Annotated in this window: 16 protein-coding genes; 6 read left to right on the top strand and 10 right to left on the bottom strand. The window is 75.6% G+C overall.

Annotation, left to right across the window (positions count from 1 at the left end; genetic code table 11):
* Positions 1-95 precede the first annotated feature (95 nt).
* From A4V12_RS00340 to A4V12_RS00325, 4 genes are all read right to left on the bottom strand, one after another.
* Positions 96-4,838 (bottom strand): hypothetical protein, encoded by a 4,743-nt coding sequence (locus tag A4V12_RS00340; RefSeq protein ID WP_064067103.1) that lies wholly within the window; start codon positions 4,836-4,838, stop codon positions 96-98.
* 40 nt (positions 4,839-4,878) lie between these two features.
* Positions 4,879-5,796, bottom strand: coding sequence for a hypothetical protein (locus A4V12_RS00335; protein ID WP_064067102.1), 918 nt, complete (start codon positions 5,794-5,796; stop codon positions 4,879-4,881).
* 102 nt (positions 5,797-5,898) lie between these two features.
* Positions 5,899-7,425 (bottom strand): hypothetical protein, encoded by a 1,527-nt coding sequence (locus tag A4V12_RS00330; protein ID WP_064067101.1) that lies wholly within the window; start codon positions 7,423-7,425, stop codon positions 5,899-5,901.
* A gap of 300 nt (positions 7,426-7,725) precedes the next feature.
* On the bottom strand, positions 7,726-8,445 hold the full coding sequence (locus tag A4V12_RS00325; protein ID WP_064067100.1) for a GntR family transcriptional regulator: 720 nt from the start codon (positions 8,443-8,445) through the stop codon (positions 7,726-7,728).
* A gap of 193 nt (positions 8,446-8,638) precedes the next feature.
* Between A4V12_RS00325 and A4V12_RS00320 the strand changes: the two genes are divergently transcribed.
* The 4 genes from A4V12_RS00320 to A4V12_RS00305 are packed head-to-tail and all read left to right on the top strand — an operon-like array spanning position 8,639 to position 12,222.
* A complete protein-coding gene (locus tag A4V12_RS00320; RefSeq protein ID WP_064067099.1) occupies positions 8,639-9,919 on the top strand; it encodes an MFS transporter in 1,281 nt (426 codons plus the stop codon).
* 22 nt (positions 9,920-9,941) lie between these two features.
* Positions 9,942-10,706 (top strand): LamB/YcsF family protein, encoded by a 765-nt coding sequence (locus A4V12_RS00315; RefSeq protein WP_064067098.1) that lies wholly within the window; start codon positions 9,942-9,944, stop codon positions 10,704-10,706.
* The gene (locus tag A4V12_RS00310) at positions 10,703-11,362 is read left to right on the top strand and encodes a 5-oxoprolinase subunit B family protein (RefSeq protein WP_064067097.1); all 660 of its coding nucleotides are present in this window, start codon (positions 10,703-10,705) and stop codon (positions 11,360-11,362) included. Before A4V12_RS00315 ends, A4V12_RS00310 begins: the two co-directional genes overlap by 4 nt.
* The gene (locus A4V12_RS00305) at positions 11,359-12,222 is read left to right on the top strand and encodes a biotin-dependent carboxyltransferase family protein (RefSeq protein WP_064067096.1); all 864 of its coding nucleotides are present in this window, start codon (positions 11,359-11,361) and stop codon (positions 12,220-12,222) included. Before A4V12_RS00310 ends, A4V12_RS00305 begins: the two co-directional genes overlap by 4 nt.
* On the opposite strand, the gene A4V12_RS00300 is transcribed toward A4V12_RS00305, so the two are convergent.
* The 6 genes from A4V12_RS00300 to A4V12_RS00275 all read right to left on the bottom strand — a co-directional run bounded on the left by A4V12_RS00300 (position 12,206) and on the right by A4V12_RS00275 (position 21,615).
* A complete protein-coding gene (locus tag A4V12_RS00300) occupies positions 12,206-15,937 on the bottom strand; it encodes a hydantoinase B/oxoprolinase family protein (RefSeq protein WP_064067095.1) in 3,732 nt (1,243 codons plus the stop codon). The two genes, A4V12_RS00305 and A4V12_RS00300, sit on opposite strands and share 17 nt — an antisense overlap.
* A complete protein-coding gene (locus A4V12_RS00295; protein ID WP_079136706.1) occupies positions 15,934-16,974 on the bottom strand; it encodes an SGNH/GDSL hydrolase family protein in 1,041 nt (346 codons plus the stop codon). The genes A4V12_RS00300 and A4V12_RS00295 overlap by 4 nt, the downstream gene beginning before the upstream one ends.
* A gap of 83 nt (positions 16,975-17,057) precedes the next feature.
* Entirely contained in the window at positions 17,058-18,212 is a 1,155-nt protein-coding gene (locus tag A4V12_RS00290) for a glycosyltransferase (RefSeq protein ID WP_079136701.1), read from the bottom strand.
* Positions 18,209-19,417 (bottom strand): glycosyltransferase family 4 protein, encoded by a 1,209-nt coding sequence (locus tag A4V12_RS00285; RefSeq protein WP_064067092.1) that lies wholly within the window; start codon positions 19,415-19,417, stop codon positions 18,209-18,211. The genes A4V12_RS00290 and A4V12_RS00285 overlap by 4 nt, the downstream gene beginning before the upstream one ends.
* A 137-nt stretch (positions 19,418-19,554) precedes the next feature.
* Complete coding sequence (locus A4V12_RS00280; protein ID WP_064067091.1) at positions 19,555-20,973, bottom strand: hypothetical protein; 1,419 nt, start codon at positions 20,971-20,973, stop codon at positions 19,555-19,557.
* Positions 20,974-21,222: 249 nt separating this feature from the next.
* On the bottom strand, positions 21,223-21,615 hold the full coding sequence (locus A4V12_RS00275) for an ankyrin repeat domain-containing protein (protein WP_064067090.1): 393 nt from the start codon (positions 21,613-21,615) through the stop codon (positions 21,223-21,225).
* 339 nt (positions 21,616-21,954) lie between these two features.
* On the opposite strand from A4V12_RS00275, the gene A4V12_RS00270 reads away from it, so the two are divergent.
* Positions 21,955-22,149, top strand: coding sequence for a hypothetical protein (locus A4V12_RS00270; protein WP_017949565.1), 195 nt, complete (start codon positions 21,955-21,957; stop codon positions 22,147-22,149).
* Between the two features lie 43 nt (positions 22,150-22,192).
* Positions 22,193-23,751, top strand: a 1,559-nt coding sequence (locus tag A4V12_RS00265; RefSeq protein ID WP_064067089.1) for a hypothetical protein, incomplete at its 3' end; no start/stop codon positions are given.

Here is a 23,751-nt window from a genome sequence, read left to right as displayed (position 1 = left end):
GCGCGCACGCCTCCGCCGGGGCCGACTGGCGACTGCCGACGGCCGTTGAGGGTGCCGGCCTGCCCGGACCTCCGTCGGCGCGTGCCGGGCACGGGCTATTCGGCGACCGCCGGTTCCTGGGCCGGGGCGCGCTTGAACATGCGGGTGGCGGTGATCTCCCCGTGCACCACCGTCTCCCCCTCGGCCGGCGGCTGCGGCAGGCCGGGCCTCAGGTGTTCCTCGACGCTGATGTACTTCAGGCCCGCCCGCAGGTCCGCGTCGTTGCGCAGCCGGATGACCAGCGGGAACTCGGCGAGCGCCGTCGTGTCGAACAGGCCCGTGGTGTAGAGCAGCTGGACGCCGAGCGCGTCCGACACCGCACGCTGGAGCTCCAGCAGATACGTGGCGTTGGCGCGGCCGATCGGGTTGTCGAGGAACAGCGTGCCGGCGTGCCGGTGCTTGTCGCGGCCCCGGTCGTTGCTCCGCAGGGCGGCCATCGTGCAGTACAGGGCGATGGCGGCGGTGAGCAGCTGCCCGCCCGAGAAGACGTCGCCCATCTGCCCGACCGGCACCCGCTCGGCGCGCAGCACCGCGTCGGGCTTGAGGATCTCCACCGCGACGCCCTTGGGTTCGAGGGCGGCCTGGACGCCGCGGAGCAGCAGCGACATGCCGTCGCGGCGCATGTCGGAGTTCTTCCTGACGGCGGCGCGGGTCGCCTCGTCGACGACCTCGCCGAGCCGCTCGACGAGCGTGGCCTGGTCGGGCTCCTCGAACCGGATGCGCAGGAACTCCTGGCCGGACCACTCGCCCAGGCCCTCGGGGAGCCGGGACAACCGCTGCGCCGAGCGGAGCGTGGCCAGAGCGGACTCCACCAGTCCGCGCAGCCGGTCGACGATCGAGTCGCGGTTGCGCTCCAGCTGGGCCAGCTCGTCGGTGAGGACGCGCAGCCGGGGCGCGAAGGCCTCGGCCCACTTGGCGGCGTGCTCGGGCAGCGCCGACGCGGGCAGTTCGCGGATCTGCTGCCGGGCGGGGGTGCGGACCTGTTCGTAGCGGGTGGAGTTGGCGTGGCGTACGAGGATGTCGCATGCCTCGCGGACGGCGGCCTCGGCGGCCGACAGGTCGGCGGAACAGCCGCGCAGGGAGCGCCGGGTCTCGGCGGCGGACCGGCGCGCCTCCTCCAGGCTGCCCGGGTACGGGTCGGGGCTCTCCCCGTCCTCGTCGGTGTGCTCCCGCAGCAGGTCGCGCAGGAGGGCGGCGGTCTCGTCGAAGCCGCTCGCGGCGTCCTCGGCGGCGCGGTGGTCCCGCAGGAGCCGGGCGTGGGTGGCGCGGGCGGTCTCCAGCGCGTCGGTGCGGACGGCCAGTTCGGTGGTGGCGGTGCGCAGGAGCGACTGGGCGTGCTCGGCGTCGGCGGGCACCAGCTCCTCGGGCAGCTCGGTGTGCGCCTCGCCGTCCACGGGGGCCAGCCGCTCCGCCTCACCGCGCAGCCGGCCGAGCTTCTCGCTGGCCTCCGACGCCCGGGACTCCAGCATCTGGACCAGGGACTCGGCGCGGGCGGCCGCGGCCTGGCGCGACGGGCCGTCGGCGCCGTCGGGGCTCTCCAGCAGCTGGGCGGCCCGGGTGCGGACCTTGTTGGTGAGGCGGTCCAGCTCGGCGAGGGCGGCGCTCTCGTCGCTCTCGGCGCGGGCCTGCTCGGCGCGCAGGTCCGCGCCGACGCCGACCTTCTCGTACAGCTGGGAGGCCGCTCGGTAGGCCTCGCGGAGGGCGGCCAGCGGTACGCGGGGGGCGTCGGCGTCCGCCTCCGGCAGGTTCTCCGGGGCGCCGGCGATCTCGGCGCGTTCGGCGCGCAGGGCGCGGGCGGTGCGGTGGGCGTCGTCGGCGGCGCGCTGGGCCGCGCGGCGGTCCTCGTCGGCGGCGCGGGCCCGCTCCAGGCAGGTCTGCGCGCGGGCCTCGTACTCGGCGGCCTCGTCGGCCAGTTCGCGGAGCCTGCTCTGCCAGCCGGCCCGCTCGCGCAGCCGGAAGGCCAGGCCCGCGAGGGCGTCGGCGACGCGGCGCGCCCGCTGTGCGGCCTCCTGCCGCTCGTCGCGGACGCGGGCGGTGTCCGCCGCGGCCTCGTCGGCCTCCGCCCGTACGGTGCGGGCCTCGGCGAGCGCGGCCTCGGCGGCCTCGGCGGCCTCGCGCGCGGCGGTGGCGGCCTCCGCCAGTTCGGTGAGCATGCCGGGCGGGCAGTCGGCGCGCCAGGAGCCGATGCGGGCGGCGAGCGAGCGGTCGCCGGTGAGGCGGGCCGCGAGGGTGCGGATCTCCTCGTCGCGGGCGGCGGCACGGGCGCGCAGTGCCTGGCGCTCCTCGTCGGCGGCGTGCTCGTCGTGCATGGCCGGGTTCGGCGGGACGAGGAAGACGTCCGTGTCCGCGTCCTGCCCGGTGGTCGCCGGTACGGGCGCGAGCAGCGCGGCGGCGGTGCCCACGGCCACGGCGGAGCGCGGCAGCAGGGCGGCGCCGGCGAGGGCCTCGCGTGCCCGGGCGTACGAGACGGGGTCGGTGATCACGACGCCGTCGACCAGCTCGGGGCGGGCGGCCAGCACCGCGGCGTGGTCGGCGGGGGCGACGGCCTGGGCGAGGTAGCGCCAGCCGGGGAGGGCGGGGATGCCCTGCTCGCCGAGGTACTCGACGGTGGCGAGGACGTCGGGGCCGGGCGGCAGCAGTCCGCCGTCGCCGAGGGCGCCGAGGATGCGGGAGTCGTCGGCGGCGGCGGTGCGCAGTTCGAAGAGCTTGCGTTCGGCGGAGGCGATGCCCTGGTCGAGGAGGTCGCGCAGTTCGTCGGCGTACCGGTCGAACTCCTCGACGGTGAGGGGCCCGTCGGCCGCCCGCAGGGGCGCGGTGGCTTCACCGGTGCCGGTACCGGAGCCGGAGCCGGTGTCCGCGCCCTGGCGGGGGCCCGGGACGGCCGGCCGGGAGGCGGACGGCTCGGCGGTGGACGCGCCGGTGCCGGACGCCCCGCCGGTGGCCGCGCCGGCCGTGGACGGGAGGCTCAGCAGCTCGGCGAGGCGCTCCTCGGCGGCGATCGACTCGGCGGCGCGGCGCTCGGCCTGGTAGGCGTTCTCGGCGGCCCGGGCGGCGTCGGCGGCGCGGGCGGCGGCCAGTTCGGCACGGGACTCGGTGGCGGCGGCCTCACGGGCGCGGTCGGCCGCGGCGCGGGCGGCGTCGCGGGCCGTGTCCCAGGCGGCGACGGTGGTCTTCTCCGCGTCGCTGGCGGCCAGTGCCGCACGGGCGGGGTCGGCGTCCGGGGCCGTGTCGTCGAGCCAGCCGGCCCGTACGGCTTCGGCGGTCTCCTGCTCCACCTCGGCGAGGCGCTGACGGAGGTGGCCGGCCTCGGAGCGGGCGCGCTGGGCCTCGGTGGCGGCGGCGGTGGCGTCGCGGTGCGCGGTCTCCCCCGCCTCCTGGAGCGCGGCCGAGCGCTCCTCCTCCTCGCCCGCGTGCCGCTCGCCCTCCTCGGCGGCGGCGTGCAGCGCCCGTACGAGGTCGGCGGCGGCCTTCGCGCGGGCGGCGAGCGCGGGCGCGGCGTCCCGCTCGGCCTCGCGGATGGCGGCGGCCACGCGCGCGGAGCGGTCGGCGGCGGCGCGGTGCCTCAGGACGGCTTCGGCGGCCTGCCATGCGGCGTGCAGGGTGCGGGCGTCGGTCAGTTCGCGGCGCTGGGCGGCGGCGCCCTTCTCGGCGGCGGCGAGGGCCAGCGACGCGTGGCGGTAGGCCAGTTCGGCGGCGATGTGGGAGGCGCGGGCGCGGGCCCGCTCGGCCCCGGTGACCGTGTCGGCGGCCCCGGTGACCAGCTCGGCCAGTTCGGCGGCACGGCCCCGCTCCTCGGCGGCCCGGGCGGAGAGGCGGGTGGCCAGCGTGCGGGTGCGGCGCTCGGCGCCCGCGTGGACGTCCCGGGCACGCGCGCGTGTGCCGGCCGCGTCGACGATCCGCCCGAGGAGGTCGACCGAGCCGGCGGTGAAGTCCCGCTCGGCGGTGAGTTCGGCGCGGCGGCCCAGCTTGTTGCCGAAGCCGCTGACCAGGTCGGCGAGGCCGTCCGTGTCGCGGGTGTCGGTGACCGCGCGCAGCAGCAGGTCGGTGAAGTCGGAGTCCTTCTTCACCGCGAAGAGGCCGGCCGCCTCGCCCTCGTCGGCGTTCATCTCCCGCTGGTAGCGGAAGAGTTCGGGGTCCAGGCCCAGGTCGCCGAGGTGCTCGTTCCAGCGGTCGTGGATCTCCTCCCAGTACACCTCCAGGTGCGGGTACGCCTTGCCCGCCTCCGTGAGGGCGTCCCGGAAGCCCTTCATGGTGCGCCGTCGGCCCTGGGCTCCGGAGATCCCCTCGGCGGGCGGGCGAACGGAGGTGGCTTCGGCGACGGGGAGGGAGTCGAGGCTGAGGCCGGGCCCGGGGCGGAAGGAGTACCAGGCCTCGGCGAACTTGCGCGGGTCGTTGGAGACCTGCCGGCCGCGCCACTCGCTGACCTTGCCGACCACCACCAGTTCGCCGGTGAGCGTGTGCTGCCACTCCAGGGCCACGTGGCCGCAGTCGTCGGCGAGCAGGAACTTGCGCAGCACGCCGGAGCTGGCGCCGCCGAGGGTGTTGCGGTGGCCCGGCAGCATCACCGAGAAGATCAGCTTGAGCAGGACGGACTTGCCGCCGCCGTTCTCCAGGAAGAGCACGCCCGCGGGCGCGGGACGGCGCGGCGGACCGACCGGCTCCTCCTCGAAGAACTCCGCCTGCATGGGGGCGGGGTTGGGCACGGGCGCGCCCACTCCGCGCAGGTCCAGCACGGTGTCGGCGTAGCGCGCACCGGCCGGCCCGATGGAGTAGAGGCGGACCCGGGACAACTCGTACATGTCGGCGGACTCTCAGTCGTGTGCTGTCGTGTTGCGCGTGTCAGGCGTGGAAGGGCAGGCCGGCGTCGGCGGCGAGCTCGAGGTCGTCGCCCTCGGGCGGTGGCAGGAGGGTGGCGGAGCCGTCCGTGACCGGGACGACGCCCAGGTCCAGCAGTTCGGCCATGGCGGCGCTGCCGGCCAGGTCGCGGACCTGGAGCTGGTAGCGGGCGGTGGTGCGGTAGGAGCCGCCGCCCTCGTCCCCGGTGCGCTGGAGGAACCCGGAGTCGGTGAGGAAGGCGACGGCCTTGCCGATGATGCCGGTGGTGGAACCGGCGAGGCGGCGGGCGTCCTTGGTGGCGCCGGTCGAGCTGCGCCGCGCGTAGATGCGCCAGGCGGCCTCCAGGCCGGGGGCGTCGGTGGCGGGGTCGGTGTTCTCGCCCTGCTCCTCGGCGCGCTCCTCCAGGCGGCGGCAGGCCTGGCGTACGAAGGCGTCGACGCCGTTGACGGTGATGCGGCCGATGTACCCGTCGTCGGCGAGGTCATCGGGGCGCGGGAACGCCATGGCGGCGACGGCGAGGTGGGCCAGGCCGTGGAGGAAGCGGTCGCCGGAGTCGGTGGAGGCGCGGCGGGCGTAGTCGCCCATGCGGACGGCGAAGACCGAGTCCTCGGCGGCGGTGACGGCCATGCCGGCGCGCGGGGACACCTCCAGGACGATGAGGCCCAGGCCGGTGGCGACCGCGTCGGCGATCCGCGCGAAGGCGGGCTCCTCGCGGTAGCGGCGGAGCAGGTCGGCGTACTCGGCGTCGCGGGCGGGGAGCAGCTTGGGCTGGAGCCCGAAGGAGACCAGGCGGGCGGCGTCGGCCGCGTCGGCGGGCGTGACGGCCGGGCCGCCGGTGGGGGTCGCGGTGCCGGGCTGGGCCGTCTCGTGGACGTCCGGCTCGCTCCACGCGTCGGCGTGCTCGGCGTGGTGGTCGCTCACGGCTGGGGCTCCTCGGTGCGGGTGGATCGTGGTGGGGGCGGGGCGGTACGGGCGGCCCGGGTCACGCGCGGCGGCCGGCGTCGGTGACGGCGGCGGTGCCCGTCATGCCGTGTCCTTGCGGTCGGCGGCCATGCCCACCGCGTCCAGCAGGGCGGTGCCGACGATCAGGTCGGCGCCGCCGAACTCCGGGTCGTCGAGTTCGGTGCCGTCGTCGACGGCGAACAGCAGGCGCTCCTCGCCCTGCCGGTACGCCGTGCCGACCGGGGGGCTCGCCGCGTGCACGGCCAGCAGGGCCACCAGGTAGGGCAGTTCGGGGTCGAGACGGCGGGCCTCGGCGAGCAGCCCGGAGAGGCGGCGCGGCGCGTCGTGCTCCAGGTCGAGCAGGTCCATGGCGGTCGCCAGCTGCGCTTCGCTGAACCGGCTGTCGTCGGGCGTCGCGATCAGGTCGGGTTCGGGCATCTCGGCGCCCAGGTGCTCGCGCTCCACCGGCGGGGTCAGCAGCAGTTCGACCAGGTCGCCCATCCGGACCGCGCCGGGGGCGCGCAGCCCCGTGCCGTGGGCGAAGTACGCGTCGGTGACCTTGATGGCCTCTTCCACGGGGAGCGGCAGGACGGGTGCGACCAGCTGGCCGTAGAGGTCGAGTCCCGAGCGGGCGGTGGGCCGGGCGAAGGCCTGCCGGTCCTGTTCGGCCCGGAACAGCGGCCCGGCCTCCAGGAGGCGTGACTGGAGCTGGGTGTGGCGGCGGATGCAGTCCTTGACGATGTCGACCAGCTCGGCCGCGCGCCGCTTGTGCTCCTGGTCCTCGGCCTCGTCGCGCGCCTTGCGGATGTTGGTGAGGATGGCGTTCTCGTGGCGGTAGCGGTCGGCGACGTGGTCGAGCGCCTCGTCGATCATGTCCGGTACGGCGCCGAGCCAGTCGACGGCCCGGACGTTGCGCCGGGTGGCCTCCAGGGTCCTGCGCAGCGTCTCGGCGTACTGCACGGTGCGGTACCTGGCCTGCTCGGCGGCGAGCTGGGCGTCGGCCAGCCGGCCGCGGCTGATCAGCACCTCCAGCTTGACCTCGGCCGCGATCTGGGCGCTGGTGACGTCGGTGTCGAGGGCGCCGACGAGGACGTTGACCGCCTCGTCGGTGGTCCGCAGGTAAACGGCGCCGCCGTAGCCGGGGACCTCCTCGATGAGCTTGAAGTCGTAGTCGCGGCGCACGTAGACACCGTCGGTGCCGAACGTGCCGTACACGGCGCGGAAGCCCCGGTCGACGCTGCCGACGTTGATCAGGTTCTCCAGCACCCAGCGGGCCACCCGCTCGTGCTCGGCGGCGGGGCGCTGCGGGGCCTGGGCGGCGATGCGGGGCAGCAGCCGGGCGACGATCTGCTCGTGGTCGGCGCCGGTGTCGAAGTCCATGTTGAGCGTGACGAGGTCGATCGCCGCGAGGGCGACCTCCGCCATGGCGTACGTCGAGTACTCCCCCGCCAGGTTCGCCTTGCGCGCGTCCAGGTCGTGCAGGGGCGCGGTGCACGCGAGCGCGCGCAGCCGCCGCGCGAGCCCTTCGTCGGCGGCCGGGCCCTGCGCGGGCCGCGGCCCCGCGCTGAGCTGGGGCGGAACGAATTCCGTCGAGGCAGGCGAAGTCACGCTGCACAGATTAGGTCCTCGCAGTGACAACGGTCGAAACGGCGCAGATGGCCCCCGCCCTCCCACGGGCGGGCCGGTGCGCGGACACCCCCCACGCCTGTGCGCGCAAGCCCCGCACGCCGGTGCGCGCGGGCCGCGCCGGCCGGCTCGCGGAGGCGGTGGCGAGCCCCGCGCGCGAGCCCCCGCCCGGCCCCTGGGACCGAGCCGTGGGCCCCGGGCGGGGCGGCCGGCTCCCGCTCGGCCGGGTGCACGGGTGCACGGGTGCACGGGTGTCCCGGGTGTCCGGGCGCCCGCGGACCGTCAGCCGGTGGGCGTTCCCGAGCCGTGCTCCCGCACACGGGTGTAAACCCGGACCAACTGGTCACGCGAATCGTCGAGGTACTCCACGAGCAGCCGCTCCGCCTTCGCCCGCTCCCCCGCCTCCAGAGCGTCCAGAATCTCCCGGTTTCGCATGAGATAGGGCTCGTGCAGCGCACGCGGATCGTCCACCAGGTGGAAGACGAGCCGGAGTTCGGCGAGGACGCCCCGCATCAGCTCGTCCATGCGGGCGCTGCCCGCGAGGGCGACCAGTTCGCGGTGGAAGTGGATGTTGGCGGTGGAGACGCCCGCCCAGTTCCCCTCCCGCGCGTCGTGCTCACCCCCGGTCACCGCCCGGACCAGCCCGTCGAGGCGGAACGGGGGCTCTCCCAGGTCGTGCACGACAGCCCGCTCGACGAGCCGCCGCGTGCGGTAGATGTCCACGACGTCCTCGACGGCGAGGACGCGCACGAACACCCCCCGGTTCAGCTCGTGGACCAGCAGACGCTCGTGTGTGAGCAGCCGGAACGCCTCGCGCAGGGTGTTGCGGGACACCCCGAGCGCGCCGCCGATGCTGTCCTCCGACAGCCGCGTGCCCGGCGGGAAGAACCCCTCGGCGATACGGGTGCGCAGGATGTCCGCGACCCGCTCCGCGGTGCTCGTGCGGCCGAGCAGCGCCCGGTCGTCCGCCAGCCCGCCGCTCCCCGAGCCCGTCGTCCCCACAGCGCCCTCATCTCGTCCGTCCACGGCTTCCGCTCCCCTGTGCTCATCGTAGAAGGAAGCGAGGCTCCGAGAACAAGGGGACGAACCTCTTGTCGGATCGTTCAACAATCCCTACTTTGGGGACACCGCACGGCTCGGATCCGCTCCTCCCCCCACGCCCACTCAGGCCCGCCTCCCCCTCTGCGAGGTGCAGATGAGTACGACCCAGACCCCTCGGCCGACCCAGGGCGAAGTGCCCGGCGACAAGGGCGCGTTCGCCTGGCTGCGCGCCCTCGGACCGCGCGGCCGGCGCGCCTTCGGCGGCGCGTTCGGCGGCTACGCCCTCGACTCCTACGACTTCTTCACGCTGCCCCTGAGCATGGTGGCGATCTCCGCCTACTTCAGCCTGAGCAGCGGCCAGACCGGCCTGCTCACCACCGTCACGCTCGTCGTCTCGGCCCTGGGCGGCATCCTCGCGGGCATCCTCGCCGACCGGATCGGCCGGGTGAAGGCGCTGATGATCACCGTCATCACCTACGCCCTCTTCACAGTCCTGTGCGGCTTCGCCCCCAACTACGAGACGCTGCTGGTCTTCCGTGCCCTGCAGGGCGTCGGGTTCGGCGGCGAATGGGCGGTCGGTGCGATCCTTGTCGCCGAGTACGCCTCCGCCAAGCACCGCGGCCGCACGCTCGGCGGCGTTCAGAGCGCCTGGGCGGCCGGCTGGGCCCTCGCCGTCATCGTCTACACGCTGGTGTTCCACTTCCTCGACCCGGACACCGCATGGCGCGTGATGTTCTGGACGGGCGCCCTGCCGGCCCTGCTGGTCATCTGGGTCCGGCGGAACGTCGAGGACGCCCCGCACGCCGCCGAGGTGCGCAGGTCGAGCAGCGAACGCGGCTCCCTCACGGCCGTCTTCCGCCCGGGCCTGCTGCGGACGACCGTCTTCGCGACACTGCTGTCCACCGGGGTCCAGGGCGGCTACTACACACTGGCCACCTGGGTGCCGACGTACCTCAAGGGTGACCGCGGGCTGACCGTCGTCGGCACGGGCGGCTACCTCGCCTTCCTGATCTCCGGCGCCTTCATCGGCTACCTGACGGGCGGCTACCTCACCGACCGGCTCGGCCGCAAACGCAACATCGTCGTCTTCGCCGTGCTGTCGGCGGTGTGCATCCTGGCGTACACCAACATCCCCGCCGGGGCGAACGGACTGGTCCTCGTCCTCGGCTTCCCCCTCGGGTTCTGCATGTCGGCCATCTTCAGCGGGTTCGGCTCGTTCCTCTCCGAGCTGTACCCGACGGCGGTACGCGGTACGGGGCAGGGATTCACGTACAACACCGGCCGCGCGGTGGGGGCCTTCTTCCCCACCCTCGTGGGCTTCCTCGCCGACAGCTGGGGCGTGGGCGGGGCGCTCGTCTTCGGCGCGGTGGGCTACGGCATCGCCGTACTGGCCCTCCTGGGCCTGCCCGAGACGCGCGGCCGTGAACTGACCTGACGCACCACTGGGAGACACCACCATGACCTGGGCCTCGATCGACCTCAACGCCGACCTCGGAGAGGGCTTCGGGCGCTGGCTCCTGACCGACGACGAACAGCTCCTGTCCGTCGTCACCAGCGCCAATGTGGCCTGCGGCTTCCACGCCGGGGACGCGGTCACCATGCGGCGCGTCTGCGAGCTGGCGGCCGGACGCGGCGTACGGATCGGTGCCCAGGTCTCCTACCGGGACCTGGCCGGCTTCGGCCGGCGTTCCATGGACGTGCCGCACGACGAGCTGGCCGCCGAGGTGGCGTACCAGATCGGCGCCCTGCAGGTGTTCGCCAGGGCGGCCGGCGCACGGGTGTCGTACGTCAAACCGCACGGCGCCCTCTACAACCGCGTCGTGCACGACGAGGGGCAGGCCCAGGCGGTCGTCGACGGCGTACTGCTCACCGGTGAGCGGCTCCCCCTCCTCGGGCTTCCCGGCTCCCGGCTGCACGAGACGGCCGAGAAGGCCGGACTCCCGGTCGTCACCGAGGCGTTCGCGGACCGGGCCTACACGGCGGGCGGCACGCTCGTGCCGCGCGGCGAGGAAGGCGCCGTCATCACGGACGCGGCGGCCGTCGTGGAACGGTCGGTGTCCATGGCACGGTTCGGGGTGGTCACCTCGCTGTGCGGCCGCTCGGTCCCCGTCCGGGCCCGGTCGCTGTGCCTGCACGGCGACACCCCGGGCGCGGTGGGACTGGCCCGCCGTGTCCGGGCGCAGCTGGAGGCCTCCGGGGTGCGGGTGGAGGCGTTCGTATGAGGGCCGTCGTCGTCGGCGAGCGGGCCCTGCTCGTCGAGCTCGGCAGCGGCGGGGAGACCGAGGCCCTCCACGCGGAGCTGCTGCGCCGCCGGGCGGCCGGTGCGCTGTCCTCCGTGACCGAGATCGTTCCGGCGGCGCGGACGGTGCTGCTGGACGGCGTGGAGGAGCCCGCGCGGCTCGCCTCGCTCATCACCGGGTGGGAGATCGAGCCGCTGCACGCGCGCGTGGAGCCGGCCCTCGACATCCCGGTCCGGTACGACGGGCCCGACCTGCCCGAGGTCGCCGCTCTGTGGGGCGTGAGCCCCGAGGAGGCGGCGGAGATCCACGCGGGGGCCGAGTTCAGGGTCGCGTTCTGCGGGTTCGCGCCCGGGTTCGGCTACCTGACCGGACTTCCCGCCGGGTACGAGGTGCCACGGCGGGCCACTCCGCGCACCGCCGTGCCGGCCGGTGCCGTGGCGGTGGCGGGCCCCTACACGGGCGTGTACCCCCGCACGTCACCGGGCGGCTGGCAGCTCATCGGGACGACGGACGCGGTGCTGTGGGACCCGCGGCGTGAGCCCGCGGCACTGCTGTCGCCGGGCACCCGGGTGCGGTTCGTCCCGCAGGACCCGCAGGAGGCGGCGCGTGACGTGCCGCGGGGCGTGGGGGGCCGATGACCGACCGGGCCTTCGCCGTCGTACGGGCCGGGGCGCTGACCACCGTGCAGGACCGGGGGCGCCCCGGCCACGCGCACCTCGGCGTACCCCGCTCGGGCGCCCTCGACCCGTACGCGAGCGCACTGGCCAACCGCCTGGTCGGCAACCCGGCGGACGCGGCCGTGCTGGAGACCACCGTCGACGGCTGCGCCGTCCGGCCGCGCTGCGCGGTGACCGTCGCGGTCGGCGGCGCCCCCTGCGCCGTCCGCGTGGACGGGCGGCCCGCGGCGTGGGGCGCCCCCGTGCGCGTCCCGGCGGGCGCCGTGCTGGAGGTGGGCCGCGCGGTGCGGGGTCTGCGGTCGTACGTGGCGTTCGCCGGGGGCGTGGCCGCCGAGGCGGTGCTCGGCAGCCGGTCCACGGACCTGCTCTCGGGGCTGGGCCCGGCCCCGCTCCGCGACGGGACCGTGCTCCCGCTGGGCCCGCGGCCCGCGGGCGCGGCCGGGTCCGACGCCGTGCCCTGGCCGGCGGCGCCCGGGGAGCTGGTGCTGCGGGCCCGGCTCGGTCCGCGCGACGACTGGTTCACGGCCGCGGCCCTCCGGCTGTTCACCACGCGCGCGTACCGGGTGTCGCCGGCGAGCAACCGCATCGGGCTGCGGACCGAGGGCCCGCCCCTGGAGCGTGCCGTGACCGGGGAGCTGCCCAGTGAGGGCATGGTCCTGGGAGCGGTCCAGGTCCCGCCGGACGGGCGCCCGGTGGTGTTCCTCGCGGACCACCCGACGACCGGTGGCTATCCGGTGGTGGCCGTGGTCCGCGAGCGGGACCTGGCGGCGGCGGCCCAGGCGGTGCCGGGGACCACCGTCCGGTTCATCCCGGTCCGTTGAGGCGCGCCGCGCCGTCGGACGGGGTTCCGTAGCCGCCGCCCCCGGGGGTCGTGACCACCAGGACGTCCCCCGGGGCGACGTCCACCACGTCGACCCCCTCCAGCCGGCGGACGGTGCCGTCGGCACGCTCCACCAGGTTCTCGCCGAGGGCCCCCGGAGCGCCGCCCGCCATCCCGTACGGAGGGACCCTGCGGTGCCCGGTGAGGAGCGCCACCGTCATGGGTTCGAGGAACCGGATGCGCCGTACGACGCCGTCGCCGCCCTTCCACCGGCCGCGCCCGCCGCTGCCGCCGCGTACCGAGAACGCGTCCACCCGGACCGGGTAACGCCATTCCAGGACCTCGGGGTCGGTGAGGCGGGAGTTGGTCATGTGGGTCTGCACCGCGTCGGCGCCGTCGAAGCCGTCCCCGGCACCCGAGCCGCTCGCCACCGTCTCGTAGTACTGGACGCGGTCGTTGCCGAACGTCACGTTGTTCATGGTGCCCGAGCCCTCCGCCTGGACGCCCAGCGCGGCGTACAGGGCGCCGGTCACGGCCTGCGAGGTCTCGACGTTGCCCGCGACGGTGGCCGCGGGGTGGACCGGTGCGAGCATCGAGCCCTCCGGCACCCGGACGTCCAGCGGTGCGAGACAGCCGCTGTTGAGGGGGATGTCGTCGTCGACGAGGGTCCGGAACACGTACAGCACGGCCGCCATGACCACCGACGTGGGCGCGTTGACGTTCCCCGGCTGCTGCGGTGACGTCCCGGCGAAGTCCAGGACGACGCCGCGCCGCTCGTGGTCGACGCGGACGGCCACCTGGACGACGGCGCCGCCGTCCGTCTCGTAGCGGTAGGAGCCGTCCCGGAGGCCGGCCACGATGCGGCGGACGGACTCCTCGGCGTTGTCCCGCACGTGCCGCATGTACGCGTGGACGACGTCGAGGCCGAACCGGTCGACCATCCGGCGCAGTTCGTCGATGCCCTTCTCGTTGGCGGCGATCTGGGCCCGCAGGTCGGCGAGGTTGGTGCCAGGGTCCCGGGACGGGTACGGCGCCTCGGTGAGGAGCCGCACGGTCTCGGCCTCGCGCAGCCGGCCGTCGCGCACGAGCAGCCAGTTGTCGAAGAGGACGCCCTCCTCGTGGATGCTGCGGCTGAAGGCCGGCATGGAGCCGGGAGTGATGCCGCCGATCTCGGCGTGGTGGCCGCGCGAGGCGACCAGGAAGCGGAGCTCTCCGGCCCGGTCGCCTGCCCGGGGGTCGCCGGCCGGGGAGTCACCGGCCGGGAGGTCGCCGGCCGAGGGGTCGCCTGCCGGGAAGTCGGCTGCCGGGAGGTCGCCTGCCGGGCCGAAGACCGGTGTCACGACCGTCACGTCGGGCAGGTGGGTGCCTCCGTGGTAGGGATCGTTGATCGCGTACACGTCTCCGGGCCGCATGGTGTCCGCGTTGCGGCGCAGCACCTCCTTGATGGACTCCCCCATGGATCCCAGGTGGACGGGGATGTGGGGAGCATTGGCGATCAGGTTGCCGTCCGCGTCGAACAGGGCGCAGGAGAAGTCGAGGCGTTCCTTGATGTTGACCGAATGGGCCGTGTTCTCCAGCCGTACGCCCATCTGTTCGGCGATCGCCATGAAGAGGTTGTTGAACACCTCCAGCAGGACGGGGTCGACGTCCGTGCCGACGGCGGTGCGGCCCGGCCGGGGGCGGGCCCGTGTCAGGCGCAGGTGGCCGGTGCCGGTCACGAGGGCCCGCCATCCGTCGTCGACGACCGTGGTGGCGTCGGCCTCCGCGACGACGGCGGGGCCGGTCACCGTATCGGCGGGACGGAGGTCCTCCCTGCGGTACAGCGGGGTGTCCCGCCACTCACCGCCCGCGTACATGGCCGTGGTGGCGTGCGGACGCAGCGGGCCCTTTCGGGGCGGCGGTGCGACGCCCGCGGCACCATGGGGGCCGCCGGCCCGGCCGACCGCCTCCACGGACACGGCCTCCACGACCAGGGGCTTGTCCATGGTGAAGGCGTACCGCGCGCGGTGGGCGGCGGTGAACGCCTCGCTCATGGCCTCGGCCGAGTCCAGGGGGACGGGCAGGCTCGCGTCGGTGCCCGCGTAGCGGATCAGCACGCGCGCGTGGGTGGCGATGGCGTCGTCGGGCACGCCGTCGGCGCGCAGTTCGTCGCGGGTGCGCTCGGCGAGCCTCGCGCAGAGCTCCGCCACGCGCGCGTGGGCGGCGGTGTCCAGTTCCGCCTCGACGGACTGCTCGCGCATGGCGGTGGCGTCGGCGAGTCCGATGCCGTACGCGGAGAGGACACCGGCCAGCGGCGGCACGAGGACCGTGCCGACCCCGAGCGCGTCGGCGACGGCGCACACGTGCTGGCCGCCGGCGCCGCCGAAGCCGGTCAGCGCGTAGCGCGTGATGTCGTGGCCGCGCTGCACGGAGATCTTCTTGACGGCGTTCGCCATGGCGAGGACGGCGATCTCCAGGAATCCGGCGGCGACCTCCTCCGGGGCGGGGGCGGCCGCGGTGTGCCGCCGTACCTCCTCCGCGAGGGCGGTGAAGCCGGCGCGGACCACCTCGGTGTCGAGCGGCTGGTCCCCGTCCGGTCCGAAGACGGCGGGGAAGTGCTCCGGCCGTACGCGTCCGAGCATCACGTTGGCGTCGGTCACCGTGAGCGGGCCGCCGCGCCGGTAGCAGGCGGGGCCGGGGTGGGCGCCGGCCGAGTCGGGGCCGACCCGGTAGCGGCTGCCGTCGAAGTGGAGGACCGATCCGCCGCCCGCCGCGACCGTGTGGATGCTCATCATGGGGGCGCGCATCCGCACGCCCGCCACCTGGGTGCCCAGCTCCCGCTCGAACTCGCCCGCGTAGTGCGACACGTCGGTGGACGTGCCGCCCATGTCGAAGCCGATCACCCGCGTGAAGCCCGCCTGCTCGGACGTGCGCGCCATCCCCACCACCCCGCCCGCCGGGCCCGACAGGACGGCGTCCTTGCCGCGGAAGTGGGCGGCCTCGCGCAGCCCGCCGTTGGACTGCATGAACAGCAGCCGGACCCCGGCGAGCTCGGCCGCGACCTCGTCGACGTACCGCCGCAGGATCGGTGAGAGGTAGGCGTCGACGACCGTGGTGTCCCCGCGCGGCACCAGTTTGATCAGCGGGCTCACCTCGTGCGAACAGCTGACCTGCGTGAACCCGGCCTCCCTGGCCGTCTCGGCGACCCGCAGTTCGTGGTCGGGACGGCGGTGGCCGTGCATGAGGACGACCGCGGCGCTCCGGAATCCGTCGCCATGGGCGGCCTTCAGGCGTTCGCGGACCGCGGGCGCGTCGAGCGGCCGGACCACGGTGCCGCGGGCGTCGACGCGCTCGGGGACCTCGATGACCCGGTCGTACACCGCTTCGGGGAGCAGGATCCGGCGGTCGAAGATACGGGGCCGGTTCTGGTAGGCGATGCGCAGCGCGTCGCGGAAGCCCTCGGTGATGAGCAGGACGGTGGGCTCGCCGCGCCGTTCCAGGAGGGCGTTGGTGGCGACGGTGGTGCCCATCCTGACGGCGGCGATCCGGTCGGCCGGTACGGGTTCGCCCGGTGCGAGCCCGAGGAGGAGCCGGACGCCCGCCACGGCCGCGTCCCGGTACCGGCCGGGAGCGTGGGAGAGCAGCTTGCGGGTGACCAGGTGGCCGTCGGGCCGGCGGGCCACGACGTCGGTGAACGTACCGCCGCGGTCGATCCAGAACTCCCAGCGCCCGGTCATTCCCCCATTGTGGCAAGGGGGACCGCGGTGGGCACCGGGACCGGGACGGGCCGCGCGGAGGCCGCAGGACTCCCGACGCCGGCCGGACCCGCAAGGACCGCCGGCGGCCCGGAGGCCGGGGCAGGACCGGCGAACTGGGCCGGACCGGAGACCGAGGCCGGACCGGAGACCGCCGCCAGCGCGGCCGCCAGGGACCGTTCGGCACGCAGGTCGAGCAGCGTGCCGGTGCCGCGCGCCCGGTGCCGCACCTCCGCCCCGGCGAGCCGGAGCAGGTCGGGCAGCAGGTCGTGGCAGCGCCGCAGCAGCCAGCCCGTCCCGGCGGTCGCCAGCCACCGCAGGGCGTCCGCGCGGGAGGGCGGCGGCTGCCGCGGTTCACGCCCCGGCGCGGCCGCGTGCGCGAGGCCGCGCTCGGCGAGCAGGGCGTGGAACCGCGCGGCGATCGTCCGGTGCCCGCGCTCCCCCGGGTGCAGCCGGTCGGCGCTCCACAGGGTGCGGTCGGCCACCCAGGCGGCGTCCGCCAGGTGCAGGTGGACGGCGCCGTACCGGGCGGACAGGGTGTGCACGACGGCGTCGACCTGCCGCTGGCGGCGTGCGAGGGGGCGGGCGAGGGGCCCGGGCAGGCCCAGCACGGCGCCGGGATCGGGCAGGCACGCGGTCAGCAGCACGGCGCCCCGGGCGGACAGCGCGGCGCAGGTGCGATCCAGGGCGAGGGCCACCTCGGTGATGTCGAAGGTGCGGCGCAGGGTGTCGTTCATGCCGACGACGACGGAGACGACGTCCGGCCGGTACGCGAGTGCCCGCGGCAGCTGGAACGCGGCGACGTCCCGGGCCCGGGCGCCGGCGACGGCGAAGTTGCGGAACCGGACCGCTCCCCCGGCCGCCTCCCCGCTCCCGTCGTCGGCGTCGTCGGCGTCGGCGTTGTCGGCGTCATCGGCGACGAGCCCGCCCGCGAGCAGCGCGGCCCACCCGCGCAGCCCGTCGCCCACCGGGTCGCCGACCCCGGCGGTCAGCGAGTCCCCGAGCGCGGCGAACCGCACCACCGCCCGCCGCCCGGCCGCCCTTCCCGCCGCGCCCGCGGTTCCTTCCGCCGCGGCTCTTCCCGACGCCGTCCCCGTCGCCGTCACGCCGGGACCCGGGGGGCGGAGGCGGGCACCGGGGGCGCGGGGGCGTCGTGGGCCGCGAGGAACGCCCGTACGGCCCGGTCCCAGCCGAACAGCTCGGCACGCGCGCGTGCCGCCGCGCGGCGCTCCTCCTCCGGGCGGGCCAGCAGCCGGATCACGGCGTCGGCGAACGCGGCGGGGTCGTCCTGGGCGGCCGCCCCGGCGTCGCCCACCACCTCGGGCAGCGCGGAGCCGGCGCCGACGACGACCGGGGTGCCGCAGGCGAGCGCCTCCAGGGCCGACAGCCCGAACGTCTCCGCCGGCCCCGGCGCGAGGCACACGTCCGCCGAGGCCTGGAGGCCCGCCACCTCGTCGCGGTCGGGCACGTGCCCCAGGAACCGGACGCCGAGCCCTCGGGCCCGCCGCTCCAGCCAGGGGCGCAGCGGCCCGTCCCCGGCGACCACCAGGGCCGCCCGGACACCGCGTGCGCGCAGCTCCGCGACGGTGTCCAGGGCCGTGCCGGGCCGTTTCTCCACCGAGAGCCGGGAGCAGAGCAGGAGCAGCACGTCGGCGCCGGGCGGCGCGTGGCGGGCCCGCAGGGCGGCTCTGCGCAGGCCGGGCCGGCAGCGCCGCAGGTCGACACCGAGCGGCGCGCGCACGACGTTGCGCGCCCCGACGCGTACGAACTCGCGCTCCGCCCACTCGGTGGTGCACACGATCCGGGCGTAGGCCCACGCGCTGCGGCGGTTGAGCCGGTCGGCGGTGCGCCCGGCGACCGGGCCCGGCACCCCCCAGGCGCGCAGGACGCCGTCGGCGGTCTCGTGGGAGACCATCACCGCGGGCACCCTGGCGCGCCGGGCCCACTCGCCCGTCCAGCGCAGGGTGGTGCGGTCGGAGACCTCCAGGCGGTCGGGGCCGAGTTCGCCGAGCAGCCGCCGCAGCCGCGGGCGGTCGGTCAGGACGCGGTAGCCGCCCGTGCCGGGCACTACCGGTCCGGGCAGGGTGATCACCCTGCCCTGCGGGGTGATCCGGTCGCTCATGGTCTCGCCGGGCACCACGAGGACCGGCTCGTGACCGGCGGCGAGGTATCCGCGGCCGAGTTCGTCGAGGGCGGTGCGCAGGCCCCCGGAGGCGGGGGTGACGAAGTTCGCCAGCCGTACGATGCGCAGGCTCATGCCGCCACCACCGTCCGCTCGCGCAGCACGTCGCCGTAGTGGCCGATGAGCCGGTCGCCGACGGCCGCCCAGGTCCTGTCCTCGACCGCCGCCCGTCCCGCGCGTCCGTGGGCGGCGCGCAGGGCGGGGTCGGCGGCCAGCGCCGCCACGGCGGCCCGCAGGGCATCCGGGTCGTGCGGGGGGACGAGGAGGCCGGTCCGGCCGTGGTCGACCAGGTCGAGGGGCCCGCCCGCGGCGGGGGCGATCACCGGGACGCCGGCGGCCATGGCCTCCTGCACGGTCTGGCAGAACGTCTCATGGGGGCCGGTGTGCGCGAACACGTCCAGGGAGGCGAAGATCCGGGCGAGCCCGGGACCGGTCCGGCGCCCCAGGAACGCGGCGCCGGGCAGCGCCCGGCGCAGGGCCCCTTCGCTCGGCCCGTCGCCGACGACGACCACCCGTACGCCGGGCAGGCCGCACACCCCGGCGAGCAGCTCCACCCGCTTCTCGGGCGCGAGCCGCCCCACGTACCCGACGAGCAGTTCCCCGCCGGGCGCCAGCTCCCGGCGCAGGCCCGCGTCCCGCAGTCCGGGACGGAACCGCACGGTGTCGACGCCGCGCGGCCAGAGCCGTACCCGCGCCACCCCGTGCCGCTCCAGGTCGCGGACCGCGGCGGTGGAGGGGGCGAGGGTCCGGTCGGCGGCGCCGTGCACGGCGCGCAGCCGCCGCCAGGCCGCCGCTTCGCCGGCGCCGACGTAGGTGCGGGCGTAGCCGGCGAGGTCGGTCTGGTAGACCGCGACGGTGGGCAGGCCGAGCCGGGCGGCGGCCGCCATGCCCCGTACGCCGAGCACGAAGGGGCTCGCCAGATGGACGAGGTCGGGCCGGTGCCCGGCGATGGCGGCGGCCACCCGCCGGCTGGGCAGCGCCACCCGGACCTGCGGGTATCCGGGCAGCGGCAGGGAGGGGACGCGGACGACCCGGCAGGGTGCGTCGGCGTCCGGGTGTCCGTCCGCCGGGCCGCCGCCCGCGGGGACGGCCCGCGCCGGGGCGGGGCCGTACGCGTCCCCGGCGCCGCCCGGGGCGTCCGGGGCGGCGCCGGGGGCGGCCGGCGCGATGACGAGCGGGTCGTGGCCGCGTCCGGCGAGGTGCCGGGCGGTCTGCAGGGCGCAGTGCGCCACACCGTTGACGTCGGGAGGGAAGGACTCGGTGACGATGACGACACGCATAAGGGTGTTGTCGTCCCGCCCGGCGTGGCCCCACCGACTTGGATCTGTCCGTGCGGGGAACGTCCCATGAGCGTTTGCCCGCACGGCCCCGCGTCCCTGCGCCGATCGGGGCGACTCGGCGCACTTCGGTCAGACCGTCAGACCTTGGGCAGGTCCGGGCCGATCCTGCTCCGTACGGCGGTCTGCACCTCGTCCTCCTCGGCGGGGTCGGCGGCGAGACGGCGCAGTCGCTCGGCCACGCGGACGTCGCCGGTCTCGGCGTGCAGGGCGGCGATCTCCCGGGTGGTCTCCTCGCAGTCCCACAGGCATTCGACGGCGAACCCGTTCGGGAAGGAGGGGTCGGTGGCGGCGAGGGCGCGGGCGGTGCGGCCGCGCAGATGGGAGGAGGCGGTCTCGCGGTAGATGTGGCGCAGTACGGGCGCGGCGCAGGCCACGCCCAGCCGGCCCGCCCCGTCGACGAGCGCGTGCAGCGCCTGCGCGTCGGGGCCGTCGGACCGTACGGCCTCGCGCAGCGCGCCGAGGACGAGCGGGGCGTCGCGGGCATCGCCCCGGCAGGCGAGCACGCCGGCCGCCGAGACGCCCAGCGGGTCGGGGCGGTGCACCCAGCCGCGGGCGCGGTCGACGGCCTCGTCGCCGCACATCCGCTCGAAGGCGGCGACGGCGGCTTCCGCGACGACCCGGGAGTCGTCGGCCGCCGCGGCCTCGATGAGGTCGAGCACGACGGGGTCCCGCGCCTCGGCCAGGTAGTGCAGGGCGGCGCAGCGCGCGCCGTCCGGGCCTCCGCGGGCCGCCTCGACGATCAGCGGGCGGTCGTCGGGGCCGGCGACGGCGGTCAGGCAGCGGGCGGCCGGCACGTGGAGCGCGGAACCGCGCTCCAGGCCCTCCTGGGCCCACTCGAAGACGGCCCGGACGCTCCAGCCCGGCCGGGGGCCGGTGGGGCGCAGCTGTCGCTGCCACCGGTCGAAGGAGCCCTGTTCCCCGGCGGCGCGCACCCGGCTGCCGATCGCTTCCCGCCGGTCGTCGGCCCACAGCCGCCACGGGCGGGGCTCGAAGGCGTCCCGTACGGCGGCGGCCAGCTCGGCGTCGCCCTCGGGGGTGGCGGGGAACCTGGCGAGGATCGGGGCGGCGAGTGCGCGCAGCCCGGAGTCGTCGTCGCGCAGGGCCAGCTCGTCGAGGGCCCACGACCAATTGGTGCCGGTGGCGGCGTACCGGCGCAGCAGGGCGAGGGCGTCCTCGCGGCCGTACGCGGCGAGGTGGCCGAGGACGGCGAGCGCGAGACCGGTCCGTGACTCCTCGGTGTCGAGGTGGTCCTCGACACCGAAGAGGTGGGCCTCGATCTCCCCGAGCCCGCCGTGCAGATCCAGGTAGAGGCGTGCGTAGTAGAGGGAGCGGTTCTCGACCTGCCAGTCCTGGCGGGGGTCGTGGAGGACGCAGTGGTTGAGGGCCGCGAGGGCTTCCGCCCGTGGCGCGGCCAGCGCGTGCAGCGTGCCGTCGCCGCGACCCCTCTGCAGCAGGCCGAGCAGCGTGCCGCTCGGCGCTATGACTGGATCGAACATGGAAAATGCCTCACATCAAGCTGTCGACGCACCCGGAGGTGACCGGGGACCCCGGGGTGACCGGGGATCGGTGATGACCTAGGCCGCGCAGCAACATGTGGAGCCGCCCGTCGTCTTCCGCTTGGTGATGACCATCTTCCTCTGCCTCTCGTCGGTGGCCCCGTTCGGGCCCGACGCCATGATGACCCAGCCATTTCGCCACCGCGACCACATTTACGGCACCGCTCTCACCTGGCGTTCAGCACTCGTTCACCGGGACTCGAACAGCTCCAGCAGGTGTGTCTTCCCAAACATCCTGGCGGTATCCACGGCGGACGGAGTTCCTGCTTCCGGATCGGCCCCGGCCGCGAGGAGGGCGCGGACGATGCCGTCCTCGCCCTTGAAGACGGCTCCCGCGATCGGGGTCTGGCCCCGGTCGTTGATGCGGTCGGGGTCGGCGCCGCGCTCCAGGAGGGCCGCCACCGCCTCCTCCTGGCCGTGGTAGGCGGCGAGCATCACCAGGCAGTCGCCCTTGTCGTTGGTGAGGTTCGCGGGCACACCGGCGTCGACGTAGGCGGCGAGCGCCTCGGCGTCACCCTGCCGTGCAAGATCGAAGACCTTGGACGCCAGCTCGATCACCTCGGGGTCCGGGGTTTCACTCATCGGACGTACCGCCTCTCACCTCGTTGACGCGTCATGGCGACCATGGACGCGCGCGGCCGCGACAGCCGCGTTGACCTGCATGTACCCGGTTGAACCGGTGCGCACGGCGGGAGAGCCGTACGAGTGAACCGACAGGGTACTGCCCGGCCGTTCACGCGGCCCGGCCCGCCGGTGGCAAAGGATGGCCCGGGGCACGGGGACCGTGTCGGCGCGGTCCCCCGTCCGCCGATGAAGTGAAAACCGGATAATTTCACCCATTTGCATCTTTAATCACATAGATACTTGCTGTGAGGCTGGAAGTACTCAAGGTGACTGTCCCCTCACCCAGGAGATCCCCTCATGATCCTGTCCATCTCAGGCGTGGTACTGCTCGGCATCATCGTCTTCCTCTTCTTCAAGAAGGACGGGCTCAAGGCCTCCCACGCCCTCGTCTGCGCACTCTTCGGCTTCTACCTCGCGGGCACCGCGATCGCACCCAGCATCACCGCGGGCGGCGCGAGCCTGGCCAGCCTGCTGGGCGGGATCAAGTTCTGACCCGCAGCGGCCCCCTCCACGACCCCAGGATCAGGAGTACGACGTGGCCCGGCGCCCTCTTCCGCGCATCCCGAACCTCCCGGGCATCACGAGCCTTCCGAGCAGCGCCACTGCCCGGATCGCCCGCGGCCGGGAGATCGCACGAACGGCCGCCGACGGCGCCACGGACGTCCTCCATCCGCTGATCACGATCACGCGTGGCCTGCGGAAGCTGGGCGGGGCCGCACGCGCCAGATGGGCCGCGACCCCCAGGGAGCGGCGCGGTCCCGCGCTGTTCGTGGTCGCGGCCTGCGTCATGGCCGTCGCACTCGTCCCGTACGGGCCCCTGCTGGCCCTGGTCACGGTGATGGGCGCGGCGGCCTGGCAGGGGCGCGAACGCCCGGTCGTGAAGACCGGGCCCGACGAGGCGGAGACCGAACGGCTCCGGGCGCTGTACGAGGCGCTGGTGCCGTACTTCTCCGTGCCCGAGGACCCGAGCCCGCTGTTCGCCCACGGCGGTGACTGGACCAAGGCGTTCAGCGACTTCGCGTTCGACGGCGACGGCCGGCCGGCCCGGCTGCGCATCACCTACCCCGCGTACTTCACGGACGGCGAGGCCGCGTCCCGGGCGAGGATCGAGCAACTCCTGCACGCCAAGTCCGGGCGGGGCAGGGAGTACCTCTTCGACTGGGACGAGGAGGGGAACCAGCTCCTCATGCGGGTGCTTCCGGCGCTGCCCACCACCGTGGCCGCCCAGCGCTTCGTCACGGCACCGGGCGAGACGGTGCTGGGGTTCACCGATCCCGAGGCGGTCCAGCGGACCGTACCGGTGCTGGACGGTGACGAGCCGCGGGACGCCCCGCCGGTGGTGTGGCGCACCGGACCGCGCTCGACGGAACCGCATCTGCTGGCCGTCGGGCAGCCCGGCAGCGGCACCACCACCCTCCTGCGCTCCATCGCCCTGCAGGCCCTCCAGCACGGCGACGTCGTCGTCGTGGAGGGCAGCGGCACCGGCGAGTACGCCTGCCTCGTCGGGCGCGCCGGGGTCCTGGCGGTCGAATGCGGGCTGGGCGGCGCGCTGGCGACCCTGGAATGGGCGGCGCACGAGACGGAACGGCGGCTGATCGCCGCCAACCGGGCGCGGCAGGCCGGGCACCCGGCGCCGGAGGACACCAGGCGGCCCCTGTGGATCCTGGTGGACCGGCCGAGCGTGTTCGGCCACCTGGCCGCGGCCGACGGGCGGCCGGACCCGCAGTCGCTGCTCCAGATCCCCCTGCGGCACGGCCGGGCCGCCCACGTGACGGTGGTCGTCGCCGAGCAGTTCGACAGCCTCGACGCGCTGGGCGAGTCCGTGCTCTCCCACACCCGCGCCAGGGTCGTCCTCGGGCCCGCCGGCCCCGAGCAGGTGCGGTACGTCCTGGACGCCGCCCCGCCCACCACGCCCGTCCCGTACGTCCCGCCCGGGCGGGGGTACGCCCGGCTCGGCACCGGGCCGGTGCTCAGGCTCCAGGTCCCGGCGACGCCCGACCCGTACGACGAGGCGACGACGGAGGCGCACCGGCAGGCCGTCCTGGCCCTGCTCCCGGAGCGCCACCCCGCCCCTGAGCCCCCCGCCCCGGTCGC

Source organism: Streptomyces noursei (assembly GCF_001646665.1).
GTDB lineage: Bacteria > Actinomycetota > Actinomycetes > Streptomycetales > Streptomycetaceae > Streptomyces > Streptomyces lavendulocolor.
Note: the sequence above shows the minus strand (reverse complement) of the source record. Positions and strands in the feature narration are given on the sequence as shown.

Coding starts and splice junctions, on each gene's coding strand:
- A4V12_RS00340 (WP_064067103.1), bottom strand. CDS start 4,838: ATGTACGAGTTGTCCCGGGTCCGCCTCTACTCCATCGGGCCGGCCGGT.
- A4V12_RS00320 (WP_064067099.1), top strand. CDS start 8,639: ATGAGTACGACCCAGACCCCTCGGCCGACCCAGGGCGAAGTGCCCGGC.
- A4V12_RS00315 (WP_064067098.1), top strand. CDS start 9,942: ATGACCTGGGCCTCGATCGACCTCAACGCCGACCTCGGAGAGGGCTTC.
- A4V12_RS00310 (WP_064067097.1), top strand. CDS start 10,703: ATGAGGGCCGTCGTCGTCGGCGAGCGGGCCCTGCTCGTCGAGCTCGGC.
- A4V12_RS00305 (WP_064067096.1), top strand. CDS start 11,359: ATGACCGACCGGGCCTTCGCCGTCGTACGGGCCGGGGCGCTGACCACC.
- A4V12_RS00300 (WP_064067095.1), bottom strand. CDS start 15,937: ATGACCGGGCGCTGGGAGTTCTGGATCGACCGCGGCGGTACGTTCACC.
- A4V12_RS00290 (WP_079136701.1), bottom strand. CDS start 18,212: ATGAGCCTGCGCATCGTACGGCTGGCGAACTTCGTCACCCCCGCCTCC.
- A4V12_RS00285 (WP_064067092.1), bottom strand. CDS start 19,417: ATGCGTGTCGTCATCGTCACCGAGTCCTTCCCTCCCGACGTCAACGGT.
- A4V12_RS00280 (WP_064067091.1), bottom strand. CDS start 20,973: ATGTTCGATCCAGTCATAGCGCCGAGCGGCACGCTGCTCGGCCTGCTG.
- A4V12_RS00275 (WP_064067090.1), bottom strand. CDS start 21,615: ATGAGTGAAACCCCGGACCCCGAGGTGATCGAGCTGGCGTCCAAGGTC.
- A4V12_RS00270 (WP_017949565.1), top strand. CDS start 21,955: ATGATCCTGTCCATCTCAGGCGTGGTACTGCTCGGCATCATCGTCTTC.